The organism is Paenarthrobacter sp. A20 (genome assembly GCF_024168825.1).
GTDB lineage: Bacteria > Actinomycetota > Actinomycetes > Actinomycetales > Micrococcaceae > Arthrobacter.
In genome coordinates this window covers 3,498,020-3,522,988 of record NZ_JALJWH010000001.1, presented here as the reverse complement: position 1 = coordinate 3,522,988, position 24,969 = coordinate 3,498,020, and the positions used below count along the sequence as shown (strand labels likewise).

Here is a 24,969-nt window from a genome sequence, read left to right as displayed (position 1 = left end):
ATTCAAGGACAAAGATGTCGATCCTGCACGACCTACGGCAAACACCCCGGCTCGGGCTCCTGGTGGGCGGCGCTGCCGCGACCGTCGGAGTGATTTACGGCTACGACATGTCGAATATTGCCGGTGCACTCCTCTTCATCACCAAGCAGTTCAACCTCACCACTTCCCAGCAGGAACTGGTGACGACCGCCGTCGTTGCAGGAGAAGTCCTCGGCGCACTGGTGGGCGGCTGGCTCTCCAACCGCCTTGGACGCAAAGCCTGCATGGTGGGCCTCGCCGTGGGTTACGCGCTCTTCGCCGTACTCAGCGCAATGTCGAACGATGTACCCACCCTGCTGATCGCACGGCTCCTGCTGGGCCTGACCATCGGAGTGTCCGTGGTGGTCGTCCCGGTTTTCGTCGCTGAGTCAGCGCCGGCCAAAGTTCGCGGCGCCCTCCTGGTGGCCTACCAAGTGGCAACGGTCATAGGAATCATTGTGGGTTATGTGGCCGCCTATGCCTTGGCCGGCACCGGTTCCTGGCGGTGGATGCTGGGTTTGGCCGCCGTCCCGGCAGTCATTGTCCTGGCCATCGTCATCAAACTCCCGGATACCGCGCGGTGGTACATGATGCGCGGACGGACTGCAGAAGCCAGGAGGACGCTCTCCGCCATCGAGCCGGACAGTGACGTGGAGGCCGAACTCGCAGAGATGCAGCAGGCTATCAGTGAAGAACGCGGGGGTGGCCTTCGCGAAATGCTTCGTACTCCCTACCTGAGAGCAACCGTGTTCGTGGTGGGCCTGGGCTTCTTCATCCAGATAACAGGCATCAATGCAGTCGTGTACTACAGTCCCCGCATCTTCGAAGCGATGGGCTTCAGCGGCAATGCTGCGCTGCTCCTCCTCCCTGCAGCAGTCCAGGTTGCAGCGTTGTTTGCCGTCTTCGTGTCCCTGTCCCTGGTGGACCGGTTGGGGCGCCGCCCGGTGCTCCTGACGGGCATCGGCATGATGGTGCTGGCCAATGTCCTCTTGGTAGGGGTCTTCATGGCAGGACAGAACTTCGGCGGCCTGCTCACTGTGCTGGGCTTCCTCGGCGTCCTTCTTTTCACCGTCGGTTTCACTTTCGGCTTCGGCGCCCTGGTCTGGGTCTACGCCGGCGAAAGCTTTCCTTCGCGGCTGCGTTCCCTCGGAGCGAGCGCCATGCTGACCTCGGACTTGGTGGCCAACGTGCTGGTTGCCGCGTTCTTCCTGACGATGCTCCAGCGACTCGGAGGAGCCGGAACCTTCGCAGTGTTCGGTGTTCTGGCTATCCTCGGGTTTATGTTTGTCCGAAAGTTCGCACCCGAAACGAAGGGACGTCAGTTGGAGGAAATACAGCAGTTCTGGGAAAACGGCGGCAAATGGCCCGACGACGAAGCCGGCACCCCTGCCGGTCCCTCAGTAAAAAACGATGAAGCGGCGGCCATCCGGTGACGCCCGCAGTTCTGGGCCTGCACATTGGCGGTTCCAAGACGCACGCCGTCCGCTCAGGCGGTGCACTCACGAGCGAAGAGCAGGGCGGGGCCGTTTCCACGGACGGCGTAGAGATTACCGAAGCCAGTGCCAACCTTTCCTCAGTGGGCCATCAGGGCGCCGATGCCGTCCTGCGGAGGATTGCCGCAAGCGTCGGTGGCGGAATCGAGGCCGTGTGCGCAGGAGCAGCCGGCGCGGACACCCCGGCCAGCCGGGCAGTCCTGTCCGCCCTGCTCACGGAACACTTCCCAGGCGCCCGAATAGACGTGGTCCATGACACGCGGATCGTGCTCGCGGCGGCCGGCCTCGACGCCGGTGTTGTCCTGGTTGCGGGCACCGGATCGGTGGCGTGGGGCCGCAACCATGACGGACGCGAAGCACGCAGCGGTGGATACGGCTACCTGCTGGGCGATGAAGGCGGCGGCTATTCGGTGGTGCGTGATGCCGTGCGCGAGGCGCTGCGGGAGTATTACGCAGGGCTGGAACCTGGCACTCTTGTCCGCGCGCTCATGGCCGCAACGGCCAGTGTGGATGCGTTGCAACTCATGGACTCCTTCTATGCGAAGCCTGAGCCGGACCACTGGGCTGTGCTCGCTCCGTTGGTCCTTGAACTGGCAACTGAAGGCGATCCGGCCGCTTTGCGGATCCAGGCAGAGGCAGCCCATCATCTGGCCGCGCTGGCCAGGCAGGTCTTGGGAGAGCTTGGCTTGGACCTGCCTCTGGTCATGGCAGGCAGTTTGTTGGTGAACCACACCCAACTTGCCGGGTCAGTTGGCCGAAAGGTTTCCTTGGAAGATCCGTCGTTGATCCGGATCCTCAAGCAAACCCCAGTCCACGGGGCGGTGGAATTGGCCCGCCAACTTATCCGGGCCTGATGCAGGGGGCAGGTGATCCGGACGGTTATCCGGAGTAGTCTGGATTTATGCCTTTCACGTGTGGTGGTTGGTAGCAGTGGCGCGGACCAAGCAGCGGTGGCTGCCTGCCGTCCTGATCACCCTTGTGGTGGCGATGGCAGTAATGTTCGGCTCCGTACAGGCCGGCGCCACGGTGTCCCTCCCACCCAAGACCGCCGACGAGGTCCTGGCCATGATCGCGCGCACCGAGGTGCGGGCACTGTCCGGCACAGTGGAGCAGACCGCCGGGCTTGGGTTACCCGAGGTCCCTGCAGGACCGGGAACCGCCCCAGGAGCGGCCTCAGCCATGGAACTGTTGACCGGGTCGCACACGGCCCGGGTTTACCTCGATGGCCCGTTCAAGGCCCGGTTGCAGGTCTTGGACCGCATGGCCGAGCGTGACGTCGTGATCAACGGTGGTGACGCGTGGTTCTACAACTCTGCGGACAACAGCGCGACGCATTTGACCATGCCGGCGCCAAGCAGAGCGGAAGTCCCGTCCTTCGCGGGGCCGAGGGAATCGCTCCCTCCCACGCCGTCGCCGGACACGTCTGCGCGGGACGTGCCCACGCCTGAGGCCATGGCGAGCCGTTTCCTGGCCGCCATTGATGACAGCACAGGGGTATCGGTCGGCGAGGCTTCCTCAGTAGCCGGCCGCAGCGCATACCGTGTGAGCCTGCACCCGCGCAGCGCGGAAACCCTGGTTGACTCGGTGACCATCGACGTCGACGCGGAAACCGGGCTTCCGTTGGGCATCGAAGTCCGCGCCAAAGGGCAAACCGAACCGGCGTATTCGCTTGCCTTCACTGAGCTGGACCTGTCCACACCGGATGCCGCGTTGTTCGACTTCACCCCACCCCCGGGCGCCACGGTGTCGGAGAAGGCACTCCCGGCCAAGCCCGTTCCAACCATGACGGCCCCTGAGGGTTCCCCCACGACCAGCCACCCCCGCGCCACTGTCACAGGACAGGGCTGGGATTCGATCATCGCCCTGCCCGCCGGTTCTGCTCCGTCCGGGCTGACCTCCAATCCCCAGTTTGCGCAAACGCTGGAGCCAGTTGCCGGCGGCCGGGCGTTGAGGACATCGCTGGTGAGCATCCTGATTCTCGACGACGGCCGCATCTACGCGGGCATGGTGCCCTTGGAACGGCTCCAGGCAGCCGCTGCCGCACTGTGAAGGAACCCGTCCCAGCCGAACCCGCCATAGAAACGCACGGCTTGGTCAAGCGTTTCGGCCACCGATCCGCCGTCGATGGAATTGATCTCTCGGTCCCCCGTGGGTCCGTGTTCGGTTTCCTTGGCCCCAACGGTTCAGGAAAGACCACCACCATCCGGGTGCTGCTGGGCCTGGCTTCGGCGAACAGTGGGAGCGTCCGCGTCCTCGGTAAGCCGATGCCGGAGGCCCTGGCAACAGTGCTGCCTGATGTGGGGGCCTTGGTGGAGGGGCCGGGCTTTTATCCTTTCCTCTCAGGCACGGGCAACCTCATGCGCCTTGATGCCGCCGATCGGCATGCTTTGTCCTCTACCCGGCGGCAGCGCGTCCATGACGCCTTGGAACGCGTTGGGCTCAGCCACGCCGCCGGAAAGAAAGTCCGCGCTTACTCGCTCGGCATGAAACAGCGGCTGGGGCTGGCCAACGCCATGCTCAGGCCGCGGGAGCTGCTGGTCCTCGACGAACCAACCAACGGCCTTGACCCGCAAGGGACGCGTGAGGTCCGGGGCCTGGTCCGTTCACTAGCGGCAGGCGGGACCACGGTGTTCGTTTCCAGCCATCTACTGGCTGAGGTGGAACAGATGTGTACCCATGTGGGCGTGATGAGCGCCGGCCGCCTGGTGGCCCAAGGACCTTTGGATGAGTTGCGCGCTGCCGGGCAAACGCACGTTGTGGTGCAAACGCCCGACGTCGAACGCGCCGCCAGTGTCTTGACGCGCCTTGGACTGGTTCCCGGCGAAGCTCCGGGAACTGGAAGCGCGTGGGGATCCACCGCGTTGCTGGGCACCGGACTCAACGGAGTCGAACCCGAGAGGATCGTGGCCGCTCTGGTGGCCGACGGTGTCCGTGTCCGCGGCTTCACCGTGGAAAAAGCGAGCCTGGAAGATCGGTTCGTGTCGCTGACCGGAGAGGGGTTCGACGTTGTCGGCTGAAATTGCTTCGCCTCACGGCGCCGTCATTGGCCGACCGGGAATCGGATGGGCGCTGCTGGGCTCGGAGTTGTCCGTACTGTTCCGCCGGCTCCGCACGTGGGCCATGCTGATCGCCCTGGCTGCCGTGCCCATCCTGATTGCCGTGGCCGTCAAATTGTCCTCCCGGCCCACGACACCCGGGCGGGGACCACTGTTCCTGGACCGGATCACCCAGAACGGCCTGTTCGTCGCAGTGACTGCCCTGGTGGTGTGCGTTCCGCTGTTCCTGCCACTGACGGTCGGCGTGGTGGCCGGCGATACCATCGCCGGCGAGTCCAGCCTGGGAACCCTGCGGTATCTGCTCCTCGCTCCCGCGGGACGGATCCGCCTGCTGCTGGTGAAATATGCCGGGGCCGTTGCTTTCTGTTTCGCAGCGACGGCGACCGTCGCTGCCTCCGGCGCCCTGGCCGGCGTCGTACTTTTTCCCGTGGGCCCGGTGACTTTACTGTCCGGCGACACCATCAGCGTTGGCGAGTCAGCGTTGAGGTCCCTGCTGATCGCTGCGTACATCACGGTGTCGCTCCTTGGGCTGTCCGCGATCGGACTGCTGATCTCCACCTTCACGGATGTGCCGGTAGGCGCCATGGCTGCCACCATCGTCCTTTCGGTGGTCTCACAAGTATTGGACAACCTGCCCCAGCTTGAGTGGCTTCATCCATGGCTCTTCAGCCACCACTGGCTGGGGTTCGCGGATCTGCTGCGCCAACCGGTCTCCTGGACGTCGTTCGCCGGGAATGGGCTCCTCCAAGCCGGATACATCGCAGTGTGCGGCGCGCTGGCCTACGCAAAATTCTCCAACAAGGACGTCTTGTCATAGCTTTGTCGTAGGCTCTTTCCATGGCCAGATTCTTTGACGTGCACCCGGAAGATCCCCAACCACGCGCCATCGGCCAAGTGGTGAACATGCTCCAAGGCGGCGGCCTGATCGCCTACCCTACCGACTCCTGTTACGCGCTTGGCGCCCAGATCGGCAACAGGGAGGCGCTGGACCGCATCAGGAGCATTCGGCACTTGGATGACAAACACCACTTCACCCTGGTGTGCAAGGACTTTGCCCAAATGGGCCAGTTCGTGATGATTGACAACGACATTTTCAGGAGCATCAAGGCCGTTACCCCCGGCAGTTACACTTTCATCCTCCCTGCCACCCGCGAAGTGCCCAAGCGGCTCCTGCACCCGAAGAAGAAGACTGTGGGCGTACGTATTCCGGATCATAGGGTGGTCCAGGCGCTCCTGGCGGAACTGGGCGAACCGCTGTTGTCCAGCACGCTCCTGCTTCCGGACGAAGAAGAGCCCTTAACCCAGGGATGGGAGATCAAGGAACGGCTGGACAACCAGGTGGACGGCGTCATCGACGCCGGGGACACTGGATCCGAGCCCACCACAGTGATTGACTTCTCCAGTGGAGCAGCCGAAGTAGTGCGCCGGGGAACGGGCGATCCGTCACGCTTCGAGTAGGCTCAGCGGAAGTGGAAACGGCAGCTCGAATTCAACGCCACCTGCGCGAGTCCCGTCATTTCCAAGGCCAGCGCTGAGGGCTGTGGTGCAATCGGCTGCGGTGGATAGGCCATGAAGATGGCCAGTTGGCGGTTCCCGTCGGCGCTGCTCATGGTGATGCTCCCGTATCCGGGCACGTCTCCGGCATGGCCGTAGTAGGAGCCGTTCGTGCAGTGGTCTTCCCAATGGTCCAAGCCAAGGCCGTAGCCCGCGAACACGCTCCCTTTCATGGAGACGAGACTCTGCGGCGCCAACAGCCGGCCCTCCAGCAGCGCGGCCTGGAACCTGGTGAGGTCCTCCACCGTGGATAGGAGGCGTACGGATGAAGCCCCGTTCCGTACGTGCGGGAACGTCACATCCACCGTCTCCCCGTTCAGCTGGACGTAGCCGTGGACCACATCATCCGGTGTGGCGGAGCCCGGCACGAGCAGCGATGTGGAATCAAGGGTCAAGGGCGACAGGATATCTGTTCGCAGGGACGTCTCCAGGGGCACACCCCTCAACCGCTCCACCAGAAGACCCAGCAGGGTGTCGGCCTGGGGCGATGGCGCAGCAGGCAACTCCGTGGCGTCACCAAGGAGCTGGCGGATCGTCACGGGGTTGCCTGCCGGGACAGATCCTGGCAGGTGGGTGTTGATGGGATCGTCCAAGGCCAGCCGGCCTTCCTCGACGAGCTTCAGCACGGACACGGCCACCATGGTCCGGAGCTGATCCCCACCATCAAAACGGTCACCGGGCTGGACCGAAACCGGCGCAGCACGGCTCCTCACTCCTGCTGCGTGGCTCCACTCCTGCTGGCCGGCCTTCACTTTGATGAGCACCGCCGAGGCGCCTTCGTCGAGCTTCTCCCTGGCGAAGAGTTCCAAGGTGGCCCGGAGCTCCTGGAAGGCCGGCGAAACAGCCATCGTCACCGGCATCGAAGGTTCCAGTGACGGTGCCGGGGATGGTTCCACGAGCGTGGTGGGCTGGGACGGCATCGGCTCCGGTGTGCCCGTGCAACCGCAGAGGAACAACCCGCACACGACTGCCGCGGTCAGGGCCAACCTCGCTGCACTTTCCGGCATGCGGACTCCCGCTTACTCCTCCTGCTTGCGGGCCCGGCTCGGCTGCACGCGCATGGGCTCGCCCGGCATCTTGGGGAACTCCGGTGGGAACGGCATTTCGCCTTGACCATTCTTCACGTCCCGCTCCCACCACCCGAGCAGGACGTCGATGCCGCCAGGCTGTTCGTGCATGGACGCCCACGGGTCCCCCACCGACGTCAAACGGTCCGGAACAGTGGCGATGGTGTATTTTGCCGGGTCGGCGTTCTCCAGTTCATCCCACGTCAGCGGACAGGACACCTGGGCCAGTGGCACGGCCCGTGGGCTGTAGGCGCCGGCGATGGTCCGGTCCCGGTTGGCCTGGTTGAAGTCCACGAAGATCCTTGTCCCGCGTTCCTCCTTCCACCACGCGGTGGTGACTTTCTCCGGCATGCGGCGCTCCAACTCCCGTCCAGCGGCAATCACGGCGTGGCGTACGTCGAGGAACTCATGCTTGGGGTGGATCGGCGCGTACACATGGAGTCCGCGGTTGCCGGAGGTCTTGATGAACGCCGTCAGTCCGGCTTCCGCCAGAACGTTGCGGAGTTCCTGCGCGGCAGGTATCGCGTCGGCGAAGTCGGTTCCGGGTTGGGGGTCGAGGTCGATTCTCAACTCATCCGGATTGTCGGGATCGCTGGCCCGGGACGCCCAAGGGTGGAATACCACCGTATTCATCTGCGCCGCCCACACAGCCGCTGCCGGCTCATCGATCACCAATTGTGGATGCGACCGGGCACTGGGATACGTCACCGGGACCGAGCGGACGTACTCCGGAGCGCCCTTGGGCGGATTCTTGGAGAAGAACATCTCCCCCTCAATGTTGCCTGAGTACCGTTGAAGGCTGATGGGCCGGTTCCCGTTGGCGGTGACAAACGCTTCGCCGACGTCGATGAGGTAGTTGGCAAGGTCCAGTTTCGTCAGCCCCGCCTCCGGCCACATGACCCGGCTTGGACTGGAAATCCGGACCTCCCGGGGGCCGTCGGGACCGGGCACAGTAACGGTGGTTGCTTCGCTCGCCATGGGCACAAGCTACCCCGTTAAGGCCACGCGCGTCAGCACCCACGGCGTTTTTGCTGCAATGGGCAAAGATGGATACATGCCAAATACTGAAACACCTGTTGCCATCGCTGTCGGAGAGTCCGACATATCCGCCCTCCACATCCGGCCGGATCATCCGTTTGCCACGTTGGTGGTGGCGCACGGCGCCGGGGCCGGGATGGAACACCCGTTCCTCCAGGGGTTCGCTATGGCGATGGCTGACCTAGGGGTGGCCACCCTGCGGTTCAACTTCCCCTACCGCGAGGCCGGCAGGCGTTTCCCTGATCGCCCGCCGCTGGCCATCGCCACCTGGCGAACGGTAATGGACAAGGCCGCCGGGCTCAGCAACGGCGAGCCCCTCTGGGCGGCCGGCAAGTCCTTCGGTGGGCGCATGGCGTCCATGGCCGTCGCCGAAGGAATGCCTGCCAAAGGTCTGGTGTATCTCGGCTATCCACTGCACGCGCCCGGAAAACCGGAGAAACTGCGCGACGAACACCTCTACGGCGTCACGGTTCCGATGCTCTTCCTCCAAGGCACCCGGGATACGTTTGCAACACCGGACCTGCTGGAGGGCGTAGTGGACAGGATCGGTCCGACGGCGACACTCCAGTGGAGCGAAGGCGGTGACCATTCGTTCGCGGTCAAAGGCTTGAAGCGCAGTGCCGCCGAGGTGGGAGCATCCCTTGCCCCGGCAGTGGCGTCCTTTATCCGGGCCAACTCCTAGGGGCTACTTCGGCAGTGGCTCGTGGCGAAGGTAGGACCGGCGGAAACGCCCCGTTCCGGCACTGAGGGCGCGCAGATCGATCGCGTACCGCAGCAGTTCCTGATCAGGAACTTCCGCACTGATGTCCGTTCCCTGGCCGTCTGCCGCGGTGGTGCCCGTGACCCGGCCGCGCCGCCCCGAAAGATCGCTCATGACCGCACCCACATAGTCATCGGGAACGCTGATGACTACTGATGAGACAGGTTCCAACAGTTGGATTTTGGCGGCCGCGGCGGCCTCGCGGAGTGCCAACGCTCCCGCTGCTTGAAAGGCTGCATCGGATGAGTCCACGCTGTGGGTCTTTCCGCCCACCAAGGTCACCTTGATGTCCACCACAGGGAACCCCGCAGACACACCCTTGAGCATCTGCGAACGGATCCCCTTCTCCACGGACGTAACGAACGTCCCGGGAATGGCGCCGCCGATGATCTTGTCCGTGAAGGCGAATCCTTCACCCCGGCCGAGGGGCTCCACCTCGATGTCGCAGATGGCAAACTGCCGTGGCCACCGGATTGCTTGACGTGACGCCCGTGTCCCGCAGCCTTGGTGGCGAAAGTTTCCCTCAGCGGGGTGACTACGTCCACGGTCTGCAGTTTGACGCCCTGATGGCGAAGCCTGTCCAGGACCACCTCAGCGTGGGCCTCCCCCATGCACCAGAGGATGAGCTGGTGGGTGTCCTGGTTGCGCTCCAAACGAAGAGTTGGATCGGCGGCAGCCACCTTTCCGATGCTCTTGGCCAGTGCGTCTTCGTCACTGCGGGAGGCGCCCTCGATGGCAATGGGCATCAAGGGCTCGGGCATGTTCCAGGTCTCGATCAACAGCGGAGCCTCGCGGTCCGAGACAGTGTCTCCGGTCTCGGCGGTGGCAAGCTTGCTGATGGCGCAGATGTCACCGGCAATGCACTTCGGAACGACCTTCAGGCTGGAGCCAACAGGCGAGTAGAGGTGCGTGACGCGTTCGTCGGCGTCGTGGTCTTCGTGTCCCCTGTCCGCCAGCCCCCTGCCGCCGACATGTATCGAGGAGTCTTCGCGCAGGGTCCCGGAGAAGACCCGAACCAAGCACACGCGGCCGAGGAAGGGATCTACAGTGGTCCGAACCACCTCGGCGGCAAGGCGCCCGGTTGGATCACATTCCAAAGGCTTCAATGATGAACCGTCGGGTTTCATCACAGCGGGAGCGATGCGTTCCAACGGCGATGGCAGGGCATCGGTCACCAGGGCCATGAGCTCCGGTAGGCCCAACCCCGACTCGGCAGACGTCGGGATCACCGGGAAGAAACTCCCCCTGGCCACAGCGGTTTCCAGATCACTGACCAGGTCCATCAGAGGCAACTCTTCCCCGCCGAGGTACCGGTCCATGAGGGTTTCGTCTTCGCTCTCGGCGATGATGCCTTCGATCAAGGTTCCCCTGGCTTCTTCGACGTCCGCGACTGGCGGGCCTTGATGATCGGCGCCCTCCAGCACTCCGATGAGGCCGGCGTTGCCGGACGCGGGAAGGTACAGCGGGAGGACCGACTCGCCAAAGGCTTCCTGGCACCTCACGACGGCGGCACTGAAGTCAGCGCGCGGGTGGTCCAGTTTGCTGATCACCACCACCCTGGGCATACGGACGTTCTCGCACTCGCCCCACAAGGCAGTGGTGGCACCGTCAATGCCGTCCAAAGCCGACACAACAAAAAGGGCCGCATCGGCGGCCCTCAAACCAGCGCGAAATTCGCCGGTGAAGTCGGTGTAACCGGGGGTATCAATCAGATTGACCTTGACGTCTCCTACCAGGATTGGTGCGACGGACATGGTCACGGACCGTTGTTGGTGGATCGCCGAAGGGTCGGAATCACTCACCGTGGTGCCCTCGCTGATGGAGCCCATGCGGGAGATGGCGCCCGTTGCTGCGAGCAGGGCCTCGACGAGCATCGACTTACCTGCCGCTGAATGGCCGACGAGTGCAACATTCCGGATGCGGGCAGGATCACTTGCTGCCAATGCCAATGCCGATCCGTTATCGCTCCGCTTGGCCTCGGGCGTTCCGGTGCCGCTTCCCTTTGCAGTTTCGCGTGTGCCCTTCGCGGACATGGGCACCTCCTGGTGTTATCTCCCGGCACGGAGTCCGAATGCCAAACACTTCGAACGTTAAAGAGGATTGGACACCCAAAAGCGACCACAGGGCAAGGGGCAGGCAGCGAGCAACGCGAACCAACCGCCGTCGAACCGCGGAAGCGCAGCCAAACAGCGGTCTATACGGAGAGCATGCCCCACAACAACCAGGCGGACGCTGCTGCGCATCCCGCAATCACCGCAGTGAAACCCGATAACCACACGAATACGGGGACGCCCGTAGTGCGGCCAAGGATGAACGCATCGGATGCCGCGAGCCTTTCCCGGCGCCGGGTGTGGACGCCGGCAAGCTTGAGGAGGTCCCGGACGCCGCCGACGGACAGGGCGATGCCGAGGGCAAGCACGACATAGTTAACGGTGGTGGGGGCTGCAAACAGAACCAGGACCTGGGCGACGGCGGCACTGAGTACCGCTACGAGGATCCCGGTAAGGTTTCGCAGGAAAATCAGCGACACCAGCAGGACCACGGCTCCGACGGACATGGCCGCGCCCGACCTGCCTGCGGCACAGGCGGCAATCAGGCCCAGCCCGACCACGGCGGGCGCCGGGTAGCCCCAAAACCCTGACCATGCCGCACCAAATGCGCTCCGTCCACTGCTGACGAGGCGGCCGGAATGGTCGAGCCCGATGCGGAGGCTGTGCACGAAGCGGCCGGTCATCAGCGCCGCATAGGCGTGGCCGAGTTCATGGACGAACGTTACATAGAGGCCGAACCAGCGCCACGTAACGCGTGGAATGCTCAGGAGGATGGCACATGCGAGGATGCCGAGCAGCGCAGGCAATGGCACTGCCGTGGTGTGGGTCTCCGAGAAACCGCGCACCACGGAGTCCCACCAGGTTTGGGCGATGTTCCCGGCACCTTCCACCGTCACAGCACCGTCGACTGAAGACGCGCGTGGAGGCCGGCGATGAGGATCTCGAGGCCGAAATCGAAGGCCGCCTCACCGCGCTTCCCAGCCGGACCTGCTTGGGCCAGGGCGCCGGTAAGCCTGGGGAATCCCTGGGCGGGCGGCGCCCAGACAACGTCCGGGGCGGCGAGGTCCAGTGCGAAACCGAGCGCGAAACTGTCGATGGTGGAGATCGCTGACACCACGTCCCGGCCACGGAATCCCGCACTCTCAAGTGCCACGGCAAGGTTCTCGTAGAGGGCAAGAACCTGATTATCCTGAACCGTTTGGAGGACCAACAGCGGAGCGAGCCGGGGATGGCGTGCAAAAGCGTCACGGTAACTTCTGACGATCGCCCTGAGCGCGGCCTCCCAATCCTGCTCGTCCCCGAGGACATAGGGGCTCTCAGCGATGATCCGGCCGCGCATCAGTTCAAGGATCTCCTCACGCCCGCTGACGTGGTTGTAGATGGACGACTGGCTGACCCCGATCCGCTTGGCCAGTTTCGGCAGGCTGAAGTCTCCTGCCTCGTCCACCAACTCAAGAGCGGCGGTAACGAGTGCATCGATGGATATCAGCGGGACCAGCGGGCGTGCCATACGGGTGTCTCCATTCAGGGTTGTTGTTACGACTCTAGCCAGAACTTTGCGTCGAAGTATTGTGCTGCGAGTCACAAGACCCTACGATAAACGAAAGCCTTTCGCTTTATGTTCCATCCTCCTAAAACTTCCCTCCCCCAATAACCACAGAGGACCCCCATGTCTGACCTCGAAACCCGACCTCCAGCAGCGGATGCTGGAAGCGGGCTCAAACGGAATGCCATTGGCACTGGCGGCATCGCCTTCCTGGTAATTTCTGCCGCAGCCCCGTTGACTGTCATGGCCGGCGTGGCGCCTGTAGCCATCGGCACCGGGGGCATCGGCGCCCCCATGGGCTATGTCATTGCCGGCGCTGTCCTGCTCGTCTTCGCGATCTCCTTCATGGCCATGACCAAACACGTCAAGGCCGCCGGCGGTTTCTACACCTACATCACCCTGGCCATGGGCAAAACAGTGGGGCTGGCCTCGGCCATTCTGGCAATCGTGTCCTACAACTGCCTGCAAATCGGCGTCTACGGACTCTTCGCGGTCCAAACCCAAGCCATGCTGAGCACCCTCTTCGGCCTGGACGTACCGTGGCCGGTAGTTGCTTTGGTTGCTATTGCGGCCGTCTGGTTCCTCGGCTACCGCGGGATTGATGTCGGCGCCAAAGTCCTGGGCGTCCTCCTCATCGCTGAGACCGCCATCCTGGGCATCATGGGCGTGGCAATCCTCGCCCGTGGCGGCGCCCAAGGAATCAGTTTCGCCTCGTTCTCCCCGGAGCACGCGTTCACCCCCGGAGTCCTTGCCATCCTGGCGATCTGCTTCGCGGCCTTCATGGGGTTCGAATCCACCGTGCTGTACCGGCGTGAAGCGCGCAACCCGGACAGGTCCGTCCCGCGGGCAACCTACATCGCCGTTGGGTTCATGTCCGTGTTCTACGCTTTCATCGTTTGGACCGTCATCCAGGCCTACGGTGACGGAAACGTGGTGGCAGCTGCCGGCGAACTGGCGGATGGAATGTTCTTCGCCACCATCAATGAGTACGTAGGACCGTGGGCCGAGGTGGTCATGTACGTCCTCATCGTGACCAGCGTCTACGCCTCGCAGCTGGCCTTCCACAATGCTATTAACCGCTACGTCTACATGCTTGCCAAAGACGGCGTCCTCCCGGCTTTCCTCGGCAGGACACACCCCAAATACAAGTCGCCGCATCGCGCCGGGCAGATCCAAACCATCCTGGCCGCCGTCGTCATCATCATTTGCGCCATTGCCGGAGCCGACCCCTACAAGCAGTTGCTGATCTGGGTCAACACCCCAGGGATCTTCGGGATCGTTGCGCTGCAGGGCCTGGTGTCGGTCGCAGCGTTCATCTACCTGCGTCGCAACCCCGCGGCGGTCACCAACCGCCTGCTCCTTCCGCTCAGCGTCGCCTCGGCCATCCTGCTTTTCGGCGTAGTGGCGCTGATCGCCATCAACATCGAGCTCCTCACCTTTGCCGACGCGTTGACCAACACCATCCTGATCCTTGTTGCCCCCATCGTTTTCCTGGCAGGCCTGCTGATTGCCCGCAGCCTGCGCACCACCCGCCCCGACGTCTTCGCCCGGATTGGAAGCTACGAAACCCATGACTCCTGACCTCATCGTCCTTGCCGACACCATCCACACGATGGATGGGCAAACCCACGGACAGCCTGTCCAGGCCATAGCCGTCCGCGGCGGCGTGATTACCGCCGTCGGAAGCCGCATGGATGCCCAGCAGTGGCAGCAAGCCGGCACGCGGGTGGTTGACCTGGGCAGCGCCACGCTTACTCCGGGCCTGGTGGATTGCCATCTCCACCCGGTATTCGGCCTGGACCTGACTATCGGCGTTGACTTGTCCGGAGCGACGACGCTGGATGAGGTCAAAGCCCTGCTGTCGTCGGAAGCTGCCAGCGACGCCGGTTGGTTGCGTGGATGGGGGCTGAACCCGAATGCCTTTGGGACAGCGCCGTTGCACCGCAGCGTCTTGGACGACGTCAGCGGCCACAAGCCCGCAATGATCAGGTTGTTCGACGGCCACTCGGCCCTGGCCAACAGCCGGGCGCTGGAACTGGCCGGCATCCACGGTCCGCACGAATTCGCGCAGGCTTCCGAAGTGGTGTGCGATTCCGACGGCGACCCCACCGGCTTGTTGCTTGAAGCCGCAGCCATGGAGCTCGTCCAACGGCACATCCCGCAGGAGACCTTCAACCAACGTAAGGCACGCCTCGGCGATCTCTTGAAGGACTTCGCCCGCTCGGGACTGACGGGGGGCCACATCATGGACCACAGTGACGAATCCAGCGCACTCTTCCAGGCGTTGGAGTCCGACGGCGGGCTGCCGCTGCGGCTGCGGGCAGCGCCGTGGTGCATGCCGGGCAGCGATGAAACCGACTGGAAGGAACTTGCCCGCACGATTGGTACGGGCGGCCGCCGGTGGTCCGTTGAAGCCATCAAACTCTTCGTCGATGGAACCGTGGACAACGGGACAGCCTGGCTCTACGAACCTGATGTTCACGGCCAGTCGACCGCACCATTCTGGCCACGGCCGGAGGAATATACCGCGGCCGTCCGCTACTTCGCATCGCGCGGTATCCCGACAGCGACGCATGCCATTGGTGATGCGGGAGTGGAGCATGTGTTGAGCGCATTGGAGTCGCTCCCCGGCATTGTTCCAGCGGACATCCTGAACCGGACCGTCCACAGGATCGAACACCTCGAGACCGTCCCGGACGAGCTCGTCGCTCGTTTCAAGGGGTCGCGCGTGGTGGCCAGCATGCAACCGACACACTGCACCCACTATTCCCTCGCGGATCACAGTGACAACTGGTCGACCCGTCTCGGCACTGAAAGGGCGGAGCGGGCATGGCGCTGCAGGGACCTTCGCGAGGAAGGAGTGACGTTGGGCATCGGTTCGGATTGGCCGATCGCACCCTTTGAGCCACTTCCGATCATCGCCGATGCACAGTTGCGCCGGAGATCCGGACATCCGGAGCAGGAACCCATCGCGCCGGCCCAGGCACTCACCGCACTCCAGGCGCTGGAGGGCTACACCTCGCACGCGGCAAAGGCTGCCGGCCTGTGGGACGTGTCGGGCTCCATCACAGTAGGAAAACGGGCAGACTTCACCGCGTTTGAGCACGACCCCCTGACCACAGCCCCGGACGAGCTGGCCGCCAGCGCCGTAGTGGGAACGTTCGTGGACGGCGAGATCCAGTTCATGCTGGAACGGCTGGCCTAGCTGGAGGGACCGGACCCCATCCGGTTCTTCGTCCTGGCGGTGGCCGGCGCGGTCCAAGGGTCTTCGGGCCAGGGATGCCTGGGGTAGCGACCACGCATCTCGGCCCGGACCTGGGCGTACGGACCGGACCAGAAAGACGCGAGGTCATCAGTAACGGCCAGGGGCCTGCCTGCCGGTGACAGCAAGTGAAAGAGCACAGGTACCCGGCCCTCGACGAGGTGCGGCGTGCGGTCCCAGCCAAAGCATTCCTGGAGTTTGACCGCCACAACCGGCCTGCCGCCGTCGCCCGTATCCCCACGGTCCGAAACTTCGGGGTAGTCGATCCGCACCCGCGAGCCGCTGGGGACCTCAAGCCGCTCGGGCGCGAGGCTGTCCAGACGGGATGCCTCGGGCCAGGGCAGCAGTCGCCGCAAAGGTTCCGTGAGGTTGATGGAATTAACGGAGGTCCCGGTGGCCATCGCTTCCAGTTCCGGGGCCAGCCAGTCCTCAAGCCGGGCCAGGAGATTGGGCTCACGGACGTCGGGCCAGGGATCGCCGAGCTGGTGATATAGCAACGCCAGCCGCCTTCGCAGGGCATCAGCTGTGGCGGACCAGCCAATGGTCGCTAACCCGGCCTTTCCCAGCGCCGCAGCAACAGCGTGACGTCCGGCCTCCGCGCTGGGACGGACAGGTGTGGACGACAGGACGATCGCGCCCAGTCGGCGTTCCAGCCGGGCAGTCACCTTGCCCTGGTCAAACTTCGCCTGCACCCTGCTGACCAGTAGATCCGGCGCCGCAGCTTCGGCGAGTTCCGCCGTCAAGGGAGCGGCTGAGCGGATCACGGCACCCGTTCCGGCTGCATCGCGGCCCTGTGCGCGAGACACTTCGGCCACCGCAAGCCAGTGATGCCCGGACAGTGGACTTCCCGCCGGCAGCCCTGCCCGCGTCCCGGATGACAGCAAGTACGTGGTGGATCCATCACCGGGAACCAGCCGGGCCACCCGGTCAGGGAACGCCAACGCCACCACAAAGCCAGGCGCTTCCCTCGCGGTGACCTCCGTCTTCGGTAGTGAAGGCACGACGGCGGCCGCCTCCTGACGCGCGATCGATTCCATCCGCTTCGCGTCCTCAGCGAATCGCCGGACACCGGGGTCGGAGCCGGACCGCAGGGAGGTCAGGAGCCTTGTGAGGTCTGCGCCCGGTGCACGCTGGTCACCGGAGACCAGGGCCACCGTCTCGGCCGCTGCACGTTTGCCAACTACCGCAGCTCCATCCAGCAGGGCGCGGGCAAGCCGTGGGTCTGCGGGGACACGGGCCAAGGTCTTGCCCAAGGCGGTGACTGAGCCGTCGGCTGAGGCAGCGCCAAGTTCCCGAAGAATCTCCATGGCATCGTTCATGGCCCCGGGCGGGGGCGCATCAGGCAACTTCAGGCCCTTGCCGCCCGGCGCACCCCAGCACGCAAGGACGAGCGCGGCTCCGGTCAAGTCTGCGACCGAGATTTCGGGCGTTTGATGCGCCGGGGAGGCCGCCAAGGCCTGCTGGTCGTAGCAGCGGACCACGGTGCCCGGTCCTTGCCGCGCAGCGCGGCCAGCACGTTGCTCGGCCGAAGCCCGCGAGCAGGACACTGTCACCAGTCCGGACATTCCACGGCCTGAGTCCCGCCGCGGTTCCCTTGACAGCCCGGAATCAATGACCAACCGCACGCCGGGAACGGTAAGGGACGATTCCGCAAGGGCAGTCGACACGATGATCCGCGGCGGGCCTCCTGGCGCCCGGCCTGAAACGGCGCGGTCCTGGGCGTCCGGCCCGATCTGGCCGTGCAACTCCAGTACCTCAACGTCCCCCTGCACCTGGGCGCGAAGGCGCGTCACGACGTCGGACACTTCACGGGCGCCAGGGAGGAAAACCAGCGCGTCCACGTCGTCGTGCTTGGCCAGCGCCGCAGCGTGGGTTGTCGCTGCAGTGCGGGCGATGTGGTCCAGGAAGCTGCGGGCCACGCCCCGGTCGTTGAGCCGGTGTTCAGCGGCAGGAGCCCATTGAACCTCCAGGGGATACAGCGCGGACGGGCAGTCGACGACGGGAGCCGGCCCGCCGTCGTCGGCATCCCCTGACCCGTTCCGCCCCAGCAGTGCGGCAAAGCGTGCGGCATCCAGGGTTGCCGACATGGCCACCACCATGAGGTCGTCCCGGAGCTCCCGGACCTCGGAGAGCATGCCGACAAGGAGGTCCGTTTCCAGGCCCCGCTCGTGGACCTCGTCCAGAACTACGGCATCGGTGCTTTCGAGGCCGGGGTCGGCGAGGAGGCGTCGGAGAAGGATGCCGGGCGTGACGAACTCCACCATGGTTTCCTGGCTGGTCTTGCTCTCACCACGGACGGTGTAACCCACTTTGCCGCCCAGGCGGCTGCCGTCCAATGACGCCAGACGGCGGGCTGCTGAACGGGCAGCAACACGCCGCGGCTGGGTGACGACGACACGTGTCCGGCCTGTTTGTCGTTGATCGATAAGGTTGGCCAACAACGGTGGAACCAAGGTGGTCTTGCCTGTACCAGGTGGTGCTTGCACGACTGCAGTGCCGCCGTCGCCCTGATTCTTCACGGCGTTTGCCAAGGCCTCAAGGGAATCAGCGAAGACCAAGCCCTTGCCGATGGTGTCCAGTCTGAAAGTCACCAGACCATTGTCTCTGGTGCCTGGCACGGGAAAGGCCACGCCCGCATCCGGGGGCGTGGCCTTTCCTGTGGCTTCTGTGCCTGCCGTGCCTGTTAGCCGATGGTGGAGGCGTCGATGACAAAGCGGTAGCGGACGTCCGAGGCAAGGACGCGTTCGTACGCATCGTTGATCTTGCTGGCCGGGATGACCTCGATCTCAGCGCCCAATCCGTGTTCTGCGCAGAAGTTCAGCATTTCCTGCGTTTCGCGGATGCCGCCAATGGCTGAACCGGCGAACCGGCGACGACCCGTGATCAGCGAGAATACGTTCACCGGAAGTGGTTCGGCCGGAGCGCCAACGTTGACCAACGTTCCATCAAGCGTCAGCAACTGAAGGTACGCACTGATGTCGATGGAGGCGCTGACCGTGTTGATGATGAGGTCGAACGTACCGCCGAGCTGCTCGAAGGTGCTGGGATCGCTGGTGGCGTAGTAGTGGTCCGCGCCAAGCTGCAGCCCGTCCTCCATCTTCTTCAGTGACTGCGAAAGGACCGTGACCTCAGCGCCCATGGCGTGCGCGATCTTGACGGCCATATGGCCGAGCCCGCCGAGTCCGACGACGGCAACCTTCTTGCCAGGGCCGGCGCCCCAGTGGTGGAGCGGCGAGTAGGTGGTGATGCCTGCGCACAGCAGCGGCGCAGCGACATCGAGGTCCAGGCCGTCCGGGATGGTGACGACGAAGTCCTCGTTCACCACCACGTGGCTGGAGTAGCCGCCCTGGGTGATGGTGCCGTCGCGGTCAACAGCACCATACGTGCCCACATTTCCGTTGAGGCAGTACTGCTCTTCTCCGGCCAGGCAGTTCTTGCATTCCTTGCAGGAGTTGACCATACAGCCGACGCCCACACGGTCGCCCACCTTGTGTTTGGTGACCTCCGGGCCGACCTCAGTGACGATGCCGGCGATTTCATGGCCGGGAGCCAGCGGATACTGTTGCGGGCCCCAGTCGCCGCGAACGGTGTGGATGTCGGAGTGGCAGATGCCGGCGAACTTGATGTCGATGTGGACGTCGTTGGGGCCCACCTCACGACGTTCGATGGTAGTCAAGGTCAGGTCGCCCGTGGCCGAGGGGGCAGCGTAAGCATTAGCGGTAGGCATGTTTCTCCTGCGTGGTTCTCTTTGTTGGATAACTCCATCTAACCCTGATTCCCTGAACGGAAGGAGTTACTGCTGTGAGGGGTAATGACAGGGACTCCCTTAGCTGGTCATAGGCCATACCGTTGAAAGCATGGACAACCGGACTGAGACGCGCGACTTTCTTGCTACCCGGCGGGCGAAAATCACCCCCGAACGGGCTGGGCTGGCAGCCTATGGTGGCAACCGCCGTGTCCCGGGCCTTCGTCGCGGGGAGGTGGCCATGCTCGCCGGAGTGAGTGTTGAGTATTACACCCGATTGGAGCGCGGAAATCTCTCCGGTGTCTCGGAAAGCGTACTGGAGTCCCTGGCCAACGCACTGCAGCTTGACGACGCCGAACGCGCCCACCTTTACGACCTCGCACGAGCGGCGAGCGACGGCGGCAGGTCTCGTCGTCGTCCGATCCGAAAGCAGGCCATCCGGCCAGGCGTGCAACTTACCCTGGATGCAATCACCGGATCGCCCGCGTTCATCCGCAACGGGCGCCTGGATTTGCTGGCGACCAACGCCTTGGGCCGGGCGCTGTACTCGGACATCTACGACAGCCCGGCCGGGCCGCCCAACCATGCGCGCTTCCTCTTCCTTGACCCGCGCAGCCACGATTTCTATACGGACTGGGAACGTGCCGCCAACGACACCGTGGCCATCATGCGGACCGAAGCCGGCAAGGATCCCTACGACAGGGGGCTCAGTGACTTGGTAGGCGAGCTGTCGACCCGCAGCGAGGAATTCCGGGTCCGATGGGCGTCACACAATGTCCGCCAGCACTACACCGGGAAGAAGCACTTCCGTCACAGGATCGTGGGCGACCTGCATCTGTTGTACGAGGCATTGGATCTGTCCGCCGACGCCGGCTTGACCCTGACCGTCTACAACGCCGAACCCGGCACGGGCACAGCGGACGCGTTGCAACTGCTCGCAAGCTGGGCCGCCACCACGCTGGAGATTCCCCGGGAATCAGCGCCTGCCCGAAACATCCACAACCAGTAACCCGGAACGATAAAGGAATCATGGACATCTTCCCCAAGACCATCAGCACCAAAGGACCCGCAGAACTCTTCACCGGTGATGTCTACTTTGACGTCATCGCCAAGGGTGAAGCTCCCTCGCAGCTGCGGGTCAATCTCGTCCGCTTCGCACCGTGTTCCCGCACCGCATGGCACACCCATGCCGCTGGGCAAACACTGCACGTCACTGACGGGGTTTGCTTGGTTCAGGCCCGCGGCGGCGAGGTAAAGGTGGTCCAGGAGGGCCAAACCATCTACACACCTCCAGGCGAGTGGCACTGGCACGGCGCTGCCCCTGACCACTTCATGAGCCACTTGGCCATGTGGGAAACCACCGGGGTTGCTGATGGTTCCGAGACGACCTGGGGCGAGTTGGTCAGCGACGAGGAGTATGGCTACCCGGGGTGAACGAACATGATCGATTGTGGTGGACGCATTGACCGGCGTTTGACCGGCGCGAATAATAGGGGAAGCGCTTTCCATTACTCACCGCGGAGTCCACAACGTGAATGCCCCTCACCACCTCAGCTACGACTACTCCCCTTGGACGTTCTGGACTTCCGCATCGGATGTGGAGCGCGGGGCACAGCACGAGTATCAGAAGGTCTTCGCGGAACGGGCCGGAGTCACTATCGGTGAACGGGCATTCCTTTCGCCCCTTGCCAGCGTCGATCCCGATGCCCTCTCCATCGGCGCCGACTCGTTTATTGCTGCTCACGCATATGTCACCGGCACCATCACCATCGGCAACGACTGCACCGTCAATGCCTTCACCGTGGTTCGAGGCAACGTCACCATGGGCAGCGGCGTGCGGATAGGTGCCCATACGTCCATCCTTGGCTTCAACCATTCGATGGATCCGTCCGAACCAGTCTTCAAGCAACCACTGACCAGTAAAGGCATCCAGCTTGGGGACGACGTCTGGATCGGCTCCAACGTTGTGGTCCTTGATGGAGTTACCGTCGGATCCCATGCTGTCCTGGCCGCCGGTGCCGTGGTCACCAAGGATGTTCCGGAATGGTCGATTGTTGGAGGGAACCCGGCCCGCCGGATCCGGGATAGGCGGGAGACCGCTTCAGCTGGACCATCCGGTGCCGGGGAGTCTGCGTTCGACGACGGGTTGTTGGCCAGGTTGGCGGCCTTCGCCGATGCAGCACGCGCTGACGCTCCTGCGATTCTTTCGAGGAACTGGACGTCTGCCGCCGGTGGCAGTTATGTGGACCGGCCTGGCGCGGCGCCGACCGTTAGGGCGCACTGCGATGCAGTTGAAATAGCGGATATGCTTCTGGGTTGTGCCCCGTTGGAACTGTCGCGTGAGGAGCACATATCGCGGCTTCAGAATCTCCAGGATCCATTGACAGGCCTGGTTCCGGAACTGGGTTTTGATCCACAGGGTTCCGATGGCGGACTTCGGTTCGGTTCCGGCCCTGCCACGTACCACGTCCTATCCGTGGGATACGCAGTGGATCTTCTGGGCAGCCGGTTCCTTTACCCGGTGCATGCCGTGGCAGAGATGGACCCGGCTGGGTTGGTGGCGTCCCTGGAGGCCCTGCCTTGGCGTCAGGAAGCCTGGGCTTCCGGCGCGTGGGTGGACGCTTGGGGAACTGCCGCCTGTTGGAACCTCGCCCAAAGGCATCCGAACTCCCCTGGTTCAGTTGAGGCGATGTTCGGCTGGCTGTTGACGCACGTCAATCCTGGGGCCGGTACATGGGGTACCCCCACGGCCGACACCCGGTTGAAAGTAGTGAACGGATATTACCGCCTCACCCGTGGCACGTTTGCCCAGTTCGGCTTGCCGGTCCCCAACGTTGAGCGCCTGGTGGATACCGTCCTTGAGCACTCCAAGGACCCACGATATTTCGCTCCCGGCCGGCAGAACGCGTGCAACGTCCTGGACGTTGTCCATCCTTTATGGCTTGCGTCGAAGCAGACGATGCACCGCCGGGATGAGGTGAATGCATGGGCTGCGACCCAGCTGAAGCAGGCCCTTGCCTGGTGGCATCCGGGCGAGGGAATTGCCTTCAGCGCCGCGCCGGAGAGCGGCAGGCAGCATCTGCCAACCCTTCAAGGAACCGAGATGTGGCTGGCCATCATCTGGTATCTCGCGGACCTTCTCTGTAGCGCCGAAGCTTTGGGATACCGGCCCCGTGGCGTGCATCGACCTGAAGCCGCATTCCAGCTGCCGACACTCTAGGCACACCTTGGGGCAGTCACCTCCGGGAATCACCGCGGGCAGTCGCCGTGGCAGCGCCAAGGGAGGCAGACGGCTATAAATGTCGGAGCCTCGTGACAGGGTTCAGTTATGGGAATTATCGGGCAGATCGTGGCACGGCGGGCAAGTTCACCCCGCGCCAGTGGGCTGCCGCGTCAACGGTCCCTGAGGGCTGAAAGTGGCACCGCGCGTCTCGCGGCTTTCAAAGTCGCGACGGCGGCAGCTCCCGCCCCGGATACCTCCCGGGGCGCTGGACTGCCTGGCGCTGGACTGCCTGGCGGTGGGCTGCTTCGGAATGAACCGGTGGCCGGTTCGTCGGAGCCCGGAACCGCTGAGTTGATGTCCACGGCGCCACTTGGGTTCCTCCATGGTCCTCCCCCGCGGTTGGGTTCCGCCGAGGTTGCTCCTGGACTCATCACGGCGCTGCTTGAGTGCGCTGCACTTCTGGACTCCGCACGCTTGTCCGCCTCGGATGAGGCTTCCCTGTTGGGGTTTGTTGAGGCTGCTGACTTTGCCGGCAAGGTCGAAGAGATTTCCCGATCGGTGGAGTACTTACAGATCGTCGCAGCCCACGCGGTGGAACGGTCCCGGGCGGAAGCACAGCAAACGAAGCCGGGGTCCTCAGCAGCAGCGCCGGAATGGCGGACCGGCTGGACGGAAACACCCGAAGAGCCAACGAGTGGCACGGGCGCAACGGTTCCGGAGGCAACAGTTCCGGATTCAACGGTTCCGGATTCAACAGTTTCCGCTGGTGAAGCACGTTCCACCAACGCACTGTCCGTGGATGGGGCCAGGTCCAAGGCCAGTGTTGTGGATGACGGGTACCGGAACGCGGCAGAGTTCCTGCGGGCCCGGTTGCGGATCGGCATCGGTGAGGCCCGGCGACGGCTCGCCCTCGCCGCCGAGGTCCTCCCCCAAAAGAGCATGACCGGGCAGGAAATCCCGGCCCGCCGCGAAGTCCTCGCCAAGGCCCTCGGATCGGCTTTGGTGCCGTCCCGGTCCGCGACCATCATCAGCACCGCCCTGAACAAAGTCCGGCACCTCACCGACGAAGACACCATCACCCGGATGGAACACGCCCTGACCACCACCGCCACCGAAACCGACCCGGACTTCGTCACCACAATGACCAAACGCTGGGCCGACAGGATCGACCACGACGGCCCCGAACCCTCCGAAGAAATCCTCCACCAACTCCAAGGCGCGTTCCTCCGCCGCCGACGCCGCCACGGACTCCACCACCTCGAAATCTTCGCCACCGACGAACAAATCGAAACCCTCACCACCACCATGAACGCCGCCACCAACCCACGACTCCAGAACACCAGCAACAGCAACAGCACCAGCACCGGCACCAGCACCAGCACCAGCACCATAACCAGCACCGATACCGGGCACAGCCCAGACAACGGCACAGGCACCAGCCCGGACCTGGACCGCCGCACCCGGGCACAGAAACTCCTCGACGGCCTCACCGGCGCCTGCGCCCTCGCCATGACCACCGGGAAACTACCCTCCAACGGCGGACTCCGCCCCCAACTCACCGTCACCATCGACCACCGCGACCTCCTCGAACAACTCAACGGCACCGGCCACCACCAGCCCGGCACCAGGACACAAACCGGCACAGCCACAGGCATAGGAACCGGCACCGCCACAGGCATAGGAACAGGCACCGATTGCTTGAACACAGGCACCGCCACGTTCACCGGCCCGATCCACCCGAACACCATCCGCAAAATAGCCTGCGACGCCGACATCATCCCCGTCCTGCTCGGCAGCGACTCCCGCGTCCTGGACATCGGCCGCACTACCCGGATCTTCCCACCCCACATCCGCAAAGCCATCACCGCCCGCGACCAAGGCTGCGCCTTCCCCGACTGCACCATGCCCCCACCCTGGTGCGAAGCCCACCACACCACCTACTGGTCCCACGGCGGCACCACCGGAACAGAAAACGGCACCCTGCTCTGCAGCCACCACCACCACCTCATCCACAAAGAACAATGGAGGATCGACATGACAACCGGGGTCCCCTGGTTCATCCCCCCACCCCACATCGACCCCCAACAAACACCCCGACGCAACCACCACCACACACCCCACAGAACATAGGGATCCAGACACAGGCATCGTGCGTG

General features: G+C 64.1%; 19 protein-coding genes and 1 pseudogene. 13 read left to right on the top strand and 7 right to left on the bottom strand.

What is annotated here, in order from left to right; genetic code table 11:
- The first annotated feature begins 14 nt into the window (after nt 1-14).
- From J3D46_RS16225 to J3D46_RS16200, 6 genes are all read left to right on the top strand, one after another.
- The gene (locus J3D46_RS16225; RefSeq protein ID WP_253468203.1) at nt 15-1,451 is read left to right on the top strand and encodes a sugar porter family MFS transporter; all 1,437 of its coding nucleotides are present in this window, start codon (nt 15-17) and stop codon (nt 1,449-1,451) included.
- Nucleotides 1,448-2,365 (top strand): BadF/BadG/BcrA/BcrD ATPase family protein, encoded by a 918-nt coding sequence (locus tag J3D46_RS16220; protein WP_253468202.1) that lies wholly within the window; start codon nt 1,448-1,450, stop codon nt 2,363-2,365. The genes J3D46_RS16225 and J3D46_RS16220 overlap by 4 nt, the downstream gene beginning before the upstream one ends.
- Before the next feature lie 76 nt (nt 2,366-2,441).
- A complete protein-coding gene (locus tag J3D46_RS16215; RefSeq protein WP_253469238.1) occupies nt 2,442-3,560 on the top strand; it encodes a DUF2092 domain-containing protein in 1,119 nt (372 codons plus the stop codon).
- A complete protein-coding gene (locus J3D46_RS16210; protein WP_253468201.1) occupies nt 3,557-4,528 on the top strand; it encodes an ABC transporter ATP-binding protein in 972 nt (323 codons plus the stop codon). Before J3D46_RS16215 ends, J3D46_RS16210 begins: the two co-directional genes overlap by 4 nt.
- The gene (locus J3D46_RS16205; protein ID WP_256491451.1) at nt 4,518-5,384 is read left to right on the top strand and encodes an ABC transporter permease; all 867 of its coding nucleotides are present in this window, start codon (nt 4,518-4,520) and stop codon (nt 5,382-5,384) included. The genes J3D46_RS16210 and J3D46_RS16205 overlap by 11 nt, the downstream gene beginning before the upstream one ends.
- A gap of 20 nt (nt 5,385-5,404) precedes the next feature.
- Nucleotides 5,405-6,025, top strand: coding sequence for an L-threonylcarbamoyladenylate synthase (locus tag J3D46_RS16200; protein WP_253468200.1), 621 nt, complete (start codon nt 5,405-5,407; stop codon nt 6,023-6,025).
- Nucleotides 6,026-6,027: 2 nt separating this feature from the next.
- On the opposite strand, the gene J3D46_RS16195 is transcribed toward J3D46_RS16200, so the two are convergent.
- Nucleotides 6,028-7,128, bottom strand: a complete 1,101-nt coding sequence (locus tag J3D46_RS16195) for a serine hydrolase (protein ID WP_253468199.1) — start codon at nt 7,126-7,128, stop codon at nt 6,028-6,030.
- A gap of 12 nt (nt 7,129-7,140) precedes the next feature.
- Nucleotides 7,141-8,166 carry a non-homologous end-joining DNA ligase gene (gene ligD / locus J3D46_RS16190; RefSeq protein WP_231341293.1) on the bottom strand — a complete coding sequence of 342 codons (1,026 nt, stop codon included), beginning with the start codon at nt 8,164-8,166 and terminating at the stop codon, nt 7,141-7,143.
- Nucleotides 8,167-8,242: 76 nt separating this feature from the next.
- Here ligD and J3D46_RS16185 point away from each other — a divergent pair, with 76 nt between their 5' ends.
- The gene (locus tag J3D46_RS16185) at nt 8,243-8,908 is read left to right on the top strand and encodes an alpha/beta family hydrolase (RefSeq protein ID WP_231341292.1); all 666 of its coding nucleotides are present in this window, start codon (nt 8,243-8,245) and stop codon (nt 8,906-8,908) included.
- A 3-nt stretch (nt 8,909-8,911) separates the two neighbouring features.
- Here J3D46_RS16185 and J3D46_RS16180 read toward each other — a convergent pair.
- From J3D46_RS16180 to J3D46_RS16170, 3 genes and pseudogenes are all read right to left on the bottom strand, one after another.
- Nucleotides 8,912-11,019: pseudogene (locus J3D46_RS16180) on the bottom strand (elongation factor G-like protein EF-G2).
- A gap of 161 nt (nt 11,020-11,180) precedes the next feature.
- Complete coding sequence (locus J3D46_RS16175) at nt 11,181-11,933, bottom strand: M50 family metallopeptidase (RefSeq protein WP_253468198.1); 753 nt, start codon at nt 11,931-11,933, stop codon at nt 11,181-11,183.
- The gene (locus J3D46_RS16170; protein ID WP_253468197.1) at nt 11,930-12,547 is read right to left on the bottom strand and encodes a TetR/AcrR family transcriptional regulator C-terminal domain-containing protein; all 618 of its coding nucleotides are present in this window, start codon (nt 12,545-12,547) and stop codon (nt 11,930-11,932) included. The genes J3D46_RS16175 and J3D46_RS16170 overlap by 4 nt, the downstream gene beginning before the upstream one ends.
- Before the next feature lie 159 nt (nt 12,548-12,706).
- Between J3D46_RS16170 and J3D46_RS16165 the strand changes: the two genes are divergently transcribed.
- Nucleotides 12,707-14,164, top strand: coding sequence for an APC family permease (locus J3D46_RS16165; RefSeq protein ID WP_253468196.1), 1,458 nt, complete (start codon nt 12,707-12,709; stop codon nt 14,162-14,164).
- The gene (locus J3D46_RS16160) at nt 14,154-15,788 is read left to right on the top strand and encodes an amidohydrolase (protein ID WP_253468195.1); all 1,635 of its coding nucleotides are present in this window, start codon (nt 14,154-14,156) and stop codon (nt 15,786-15,788) included. Before J3D46_RS16165 ends, J3D46_RS16160 begins: the two co-directional genes overlap by 11 nt.
- Here J3D46_RS16160 and hrpB read toward each other — a convergent pair.
- A complete protein-coding gene (gene hrpB / locus J3D46_RS16155; RefSeq protein ID WP_253468194.1) occupies nt 15,785-18,436 on the bottom strand; it encodes an ATP-dependent helicase HrpB in 2,652 nt (883 codons plus the stop codon). The two genes, J3D46_RS16160 and hrpB, sit on opposite strands and share 4 nt — an antisense overlap.
- Nucleotides 18,437-18,528: 92 nt before the next feature.
- Nucleotides 18,529-19,572 (bottom strand): NAD(P)-dependent alcohol dehydrogenase, encoded by a 1,044-nt coding sequence (locus J3D46_RS16150; RefSeq protein ID WP_253468193.1) that lies wholly within the window; start codon nt 19,570-19,572, stop codon nt 18,529-18,531.
- A gap of 130 nt (nt 19,573-19,702) precedes the next feature.
- Between J3D46_RS16150 and J3D46_RS16145 the strand changes: the two genes are divergently transcribed.
- The 4 genes from J3D46_RS16145 (at nt 19,703) to J3D46_RS16130 (ending at nt 24,943) form a co-directional block, all read left to right on the top strand.
- Nucleotides 19,703-20,599, top strand: a complete 897-nt coding sequence (locus J3D46_RS16145) for a helix-turn-helix transcriptional regulator (RefSeq protein ID WP_231341284.1) — start codon at nt 19,703-19,705, stop codon at nt 20,597-20,599.
- Nucleotides 20,600-20,619: 20 nt separating this feature from the next.
- Nucleotides 20,620-21,024: a cupin domain-containing protein gene (locus J3D46_RS16140; protein ID WP_231341283.1), complete on the top strand. Its 405-nt coding sequence runs from the start codon at nt 20,620-20,622 to the stop codon at nt 21,022-21,024.
- 97 nt (nt 21,025-21,121) lie between these two features.
- Nucleotides 21,122-22,810 carry a DapH/DapD/GlmU-related protein gene (locus J3D46_RS16135; RefSeq protein WP_253468192.1) on the top strand — a complete coding sequence of 563 codons (1,689 nt, stop codon included), beginning with the start codon at nt 21,122-21,124 and terminating at the stop codon, nt 22,808-22,810.
- Nucleotides 22,811-22,918: 108 nt separating this feature from the next.
- A complete protein-coding gene (locus J3D46_RS16130) occupies nt 22,919-24,943 on the top strand; it encodes an HNH endonuclease signature motif containing protein (RefSeq protein WP_253468191.1) in 2,025 nt (674 codons plus the stop codon).
- Nucleotides 24,944-24,969: the final 26 nt, after the last annotated feature.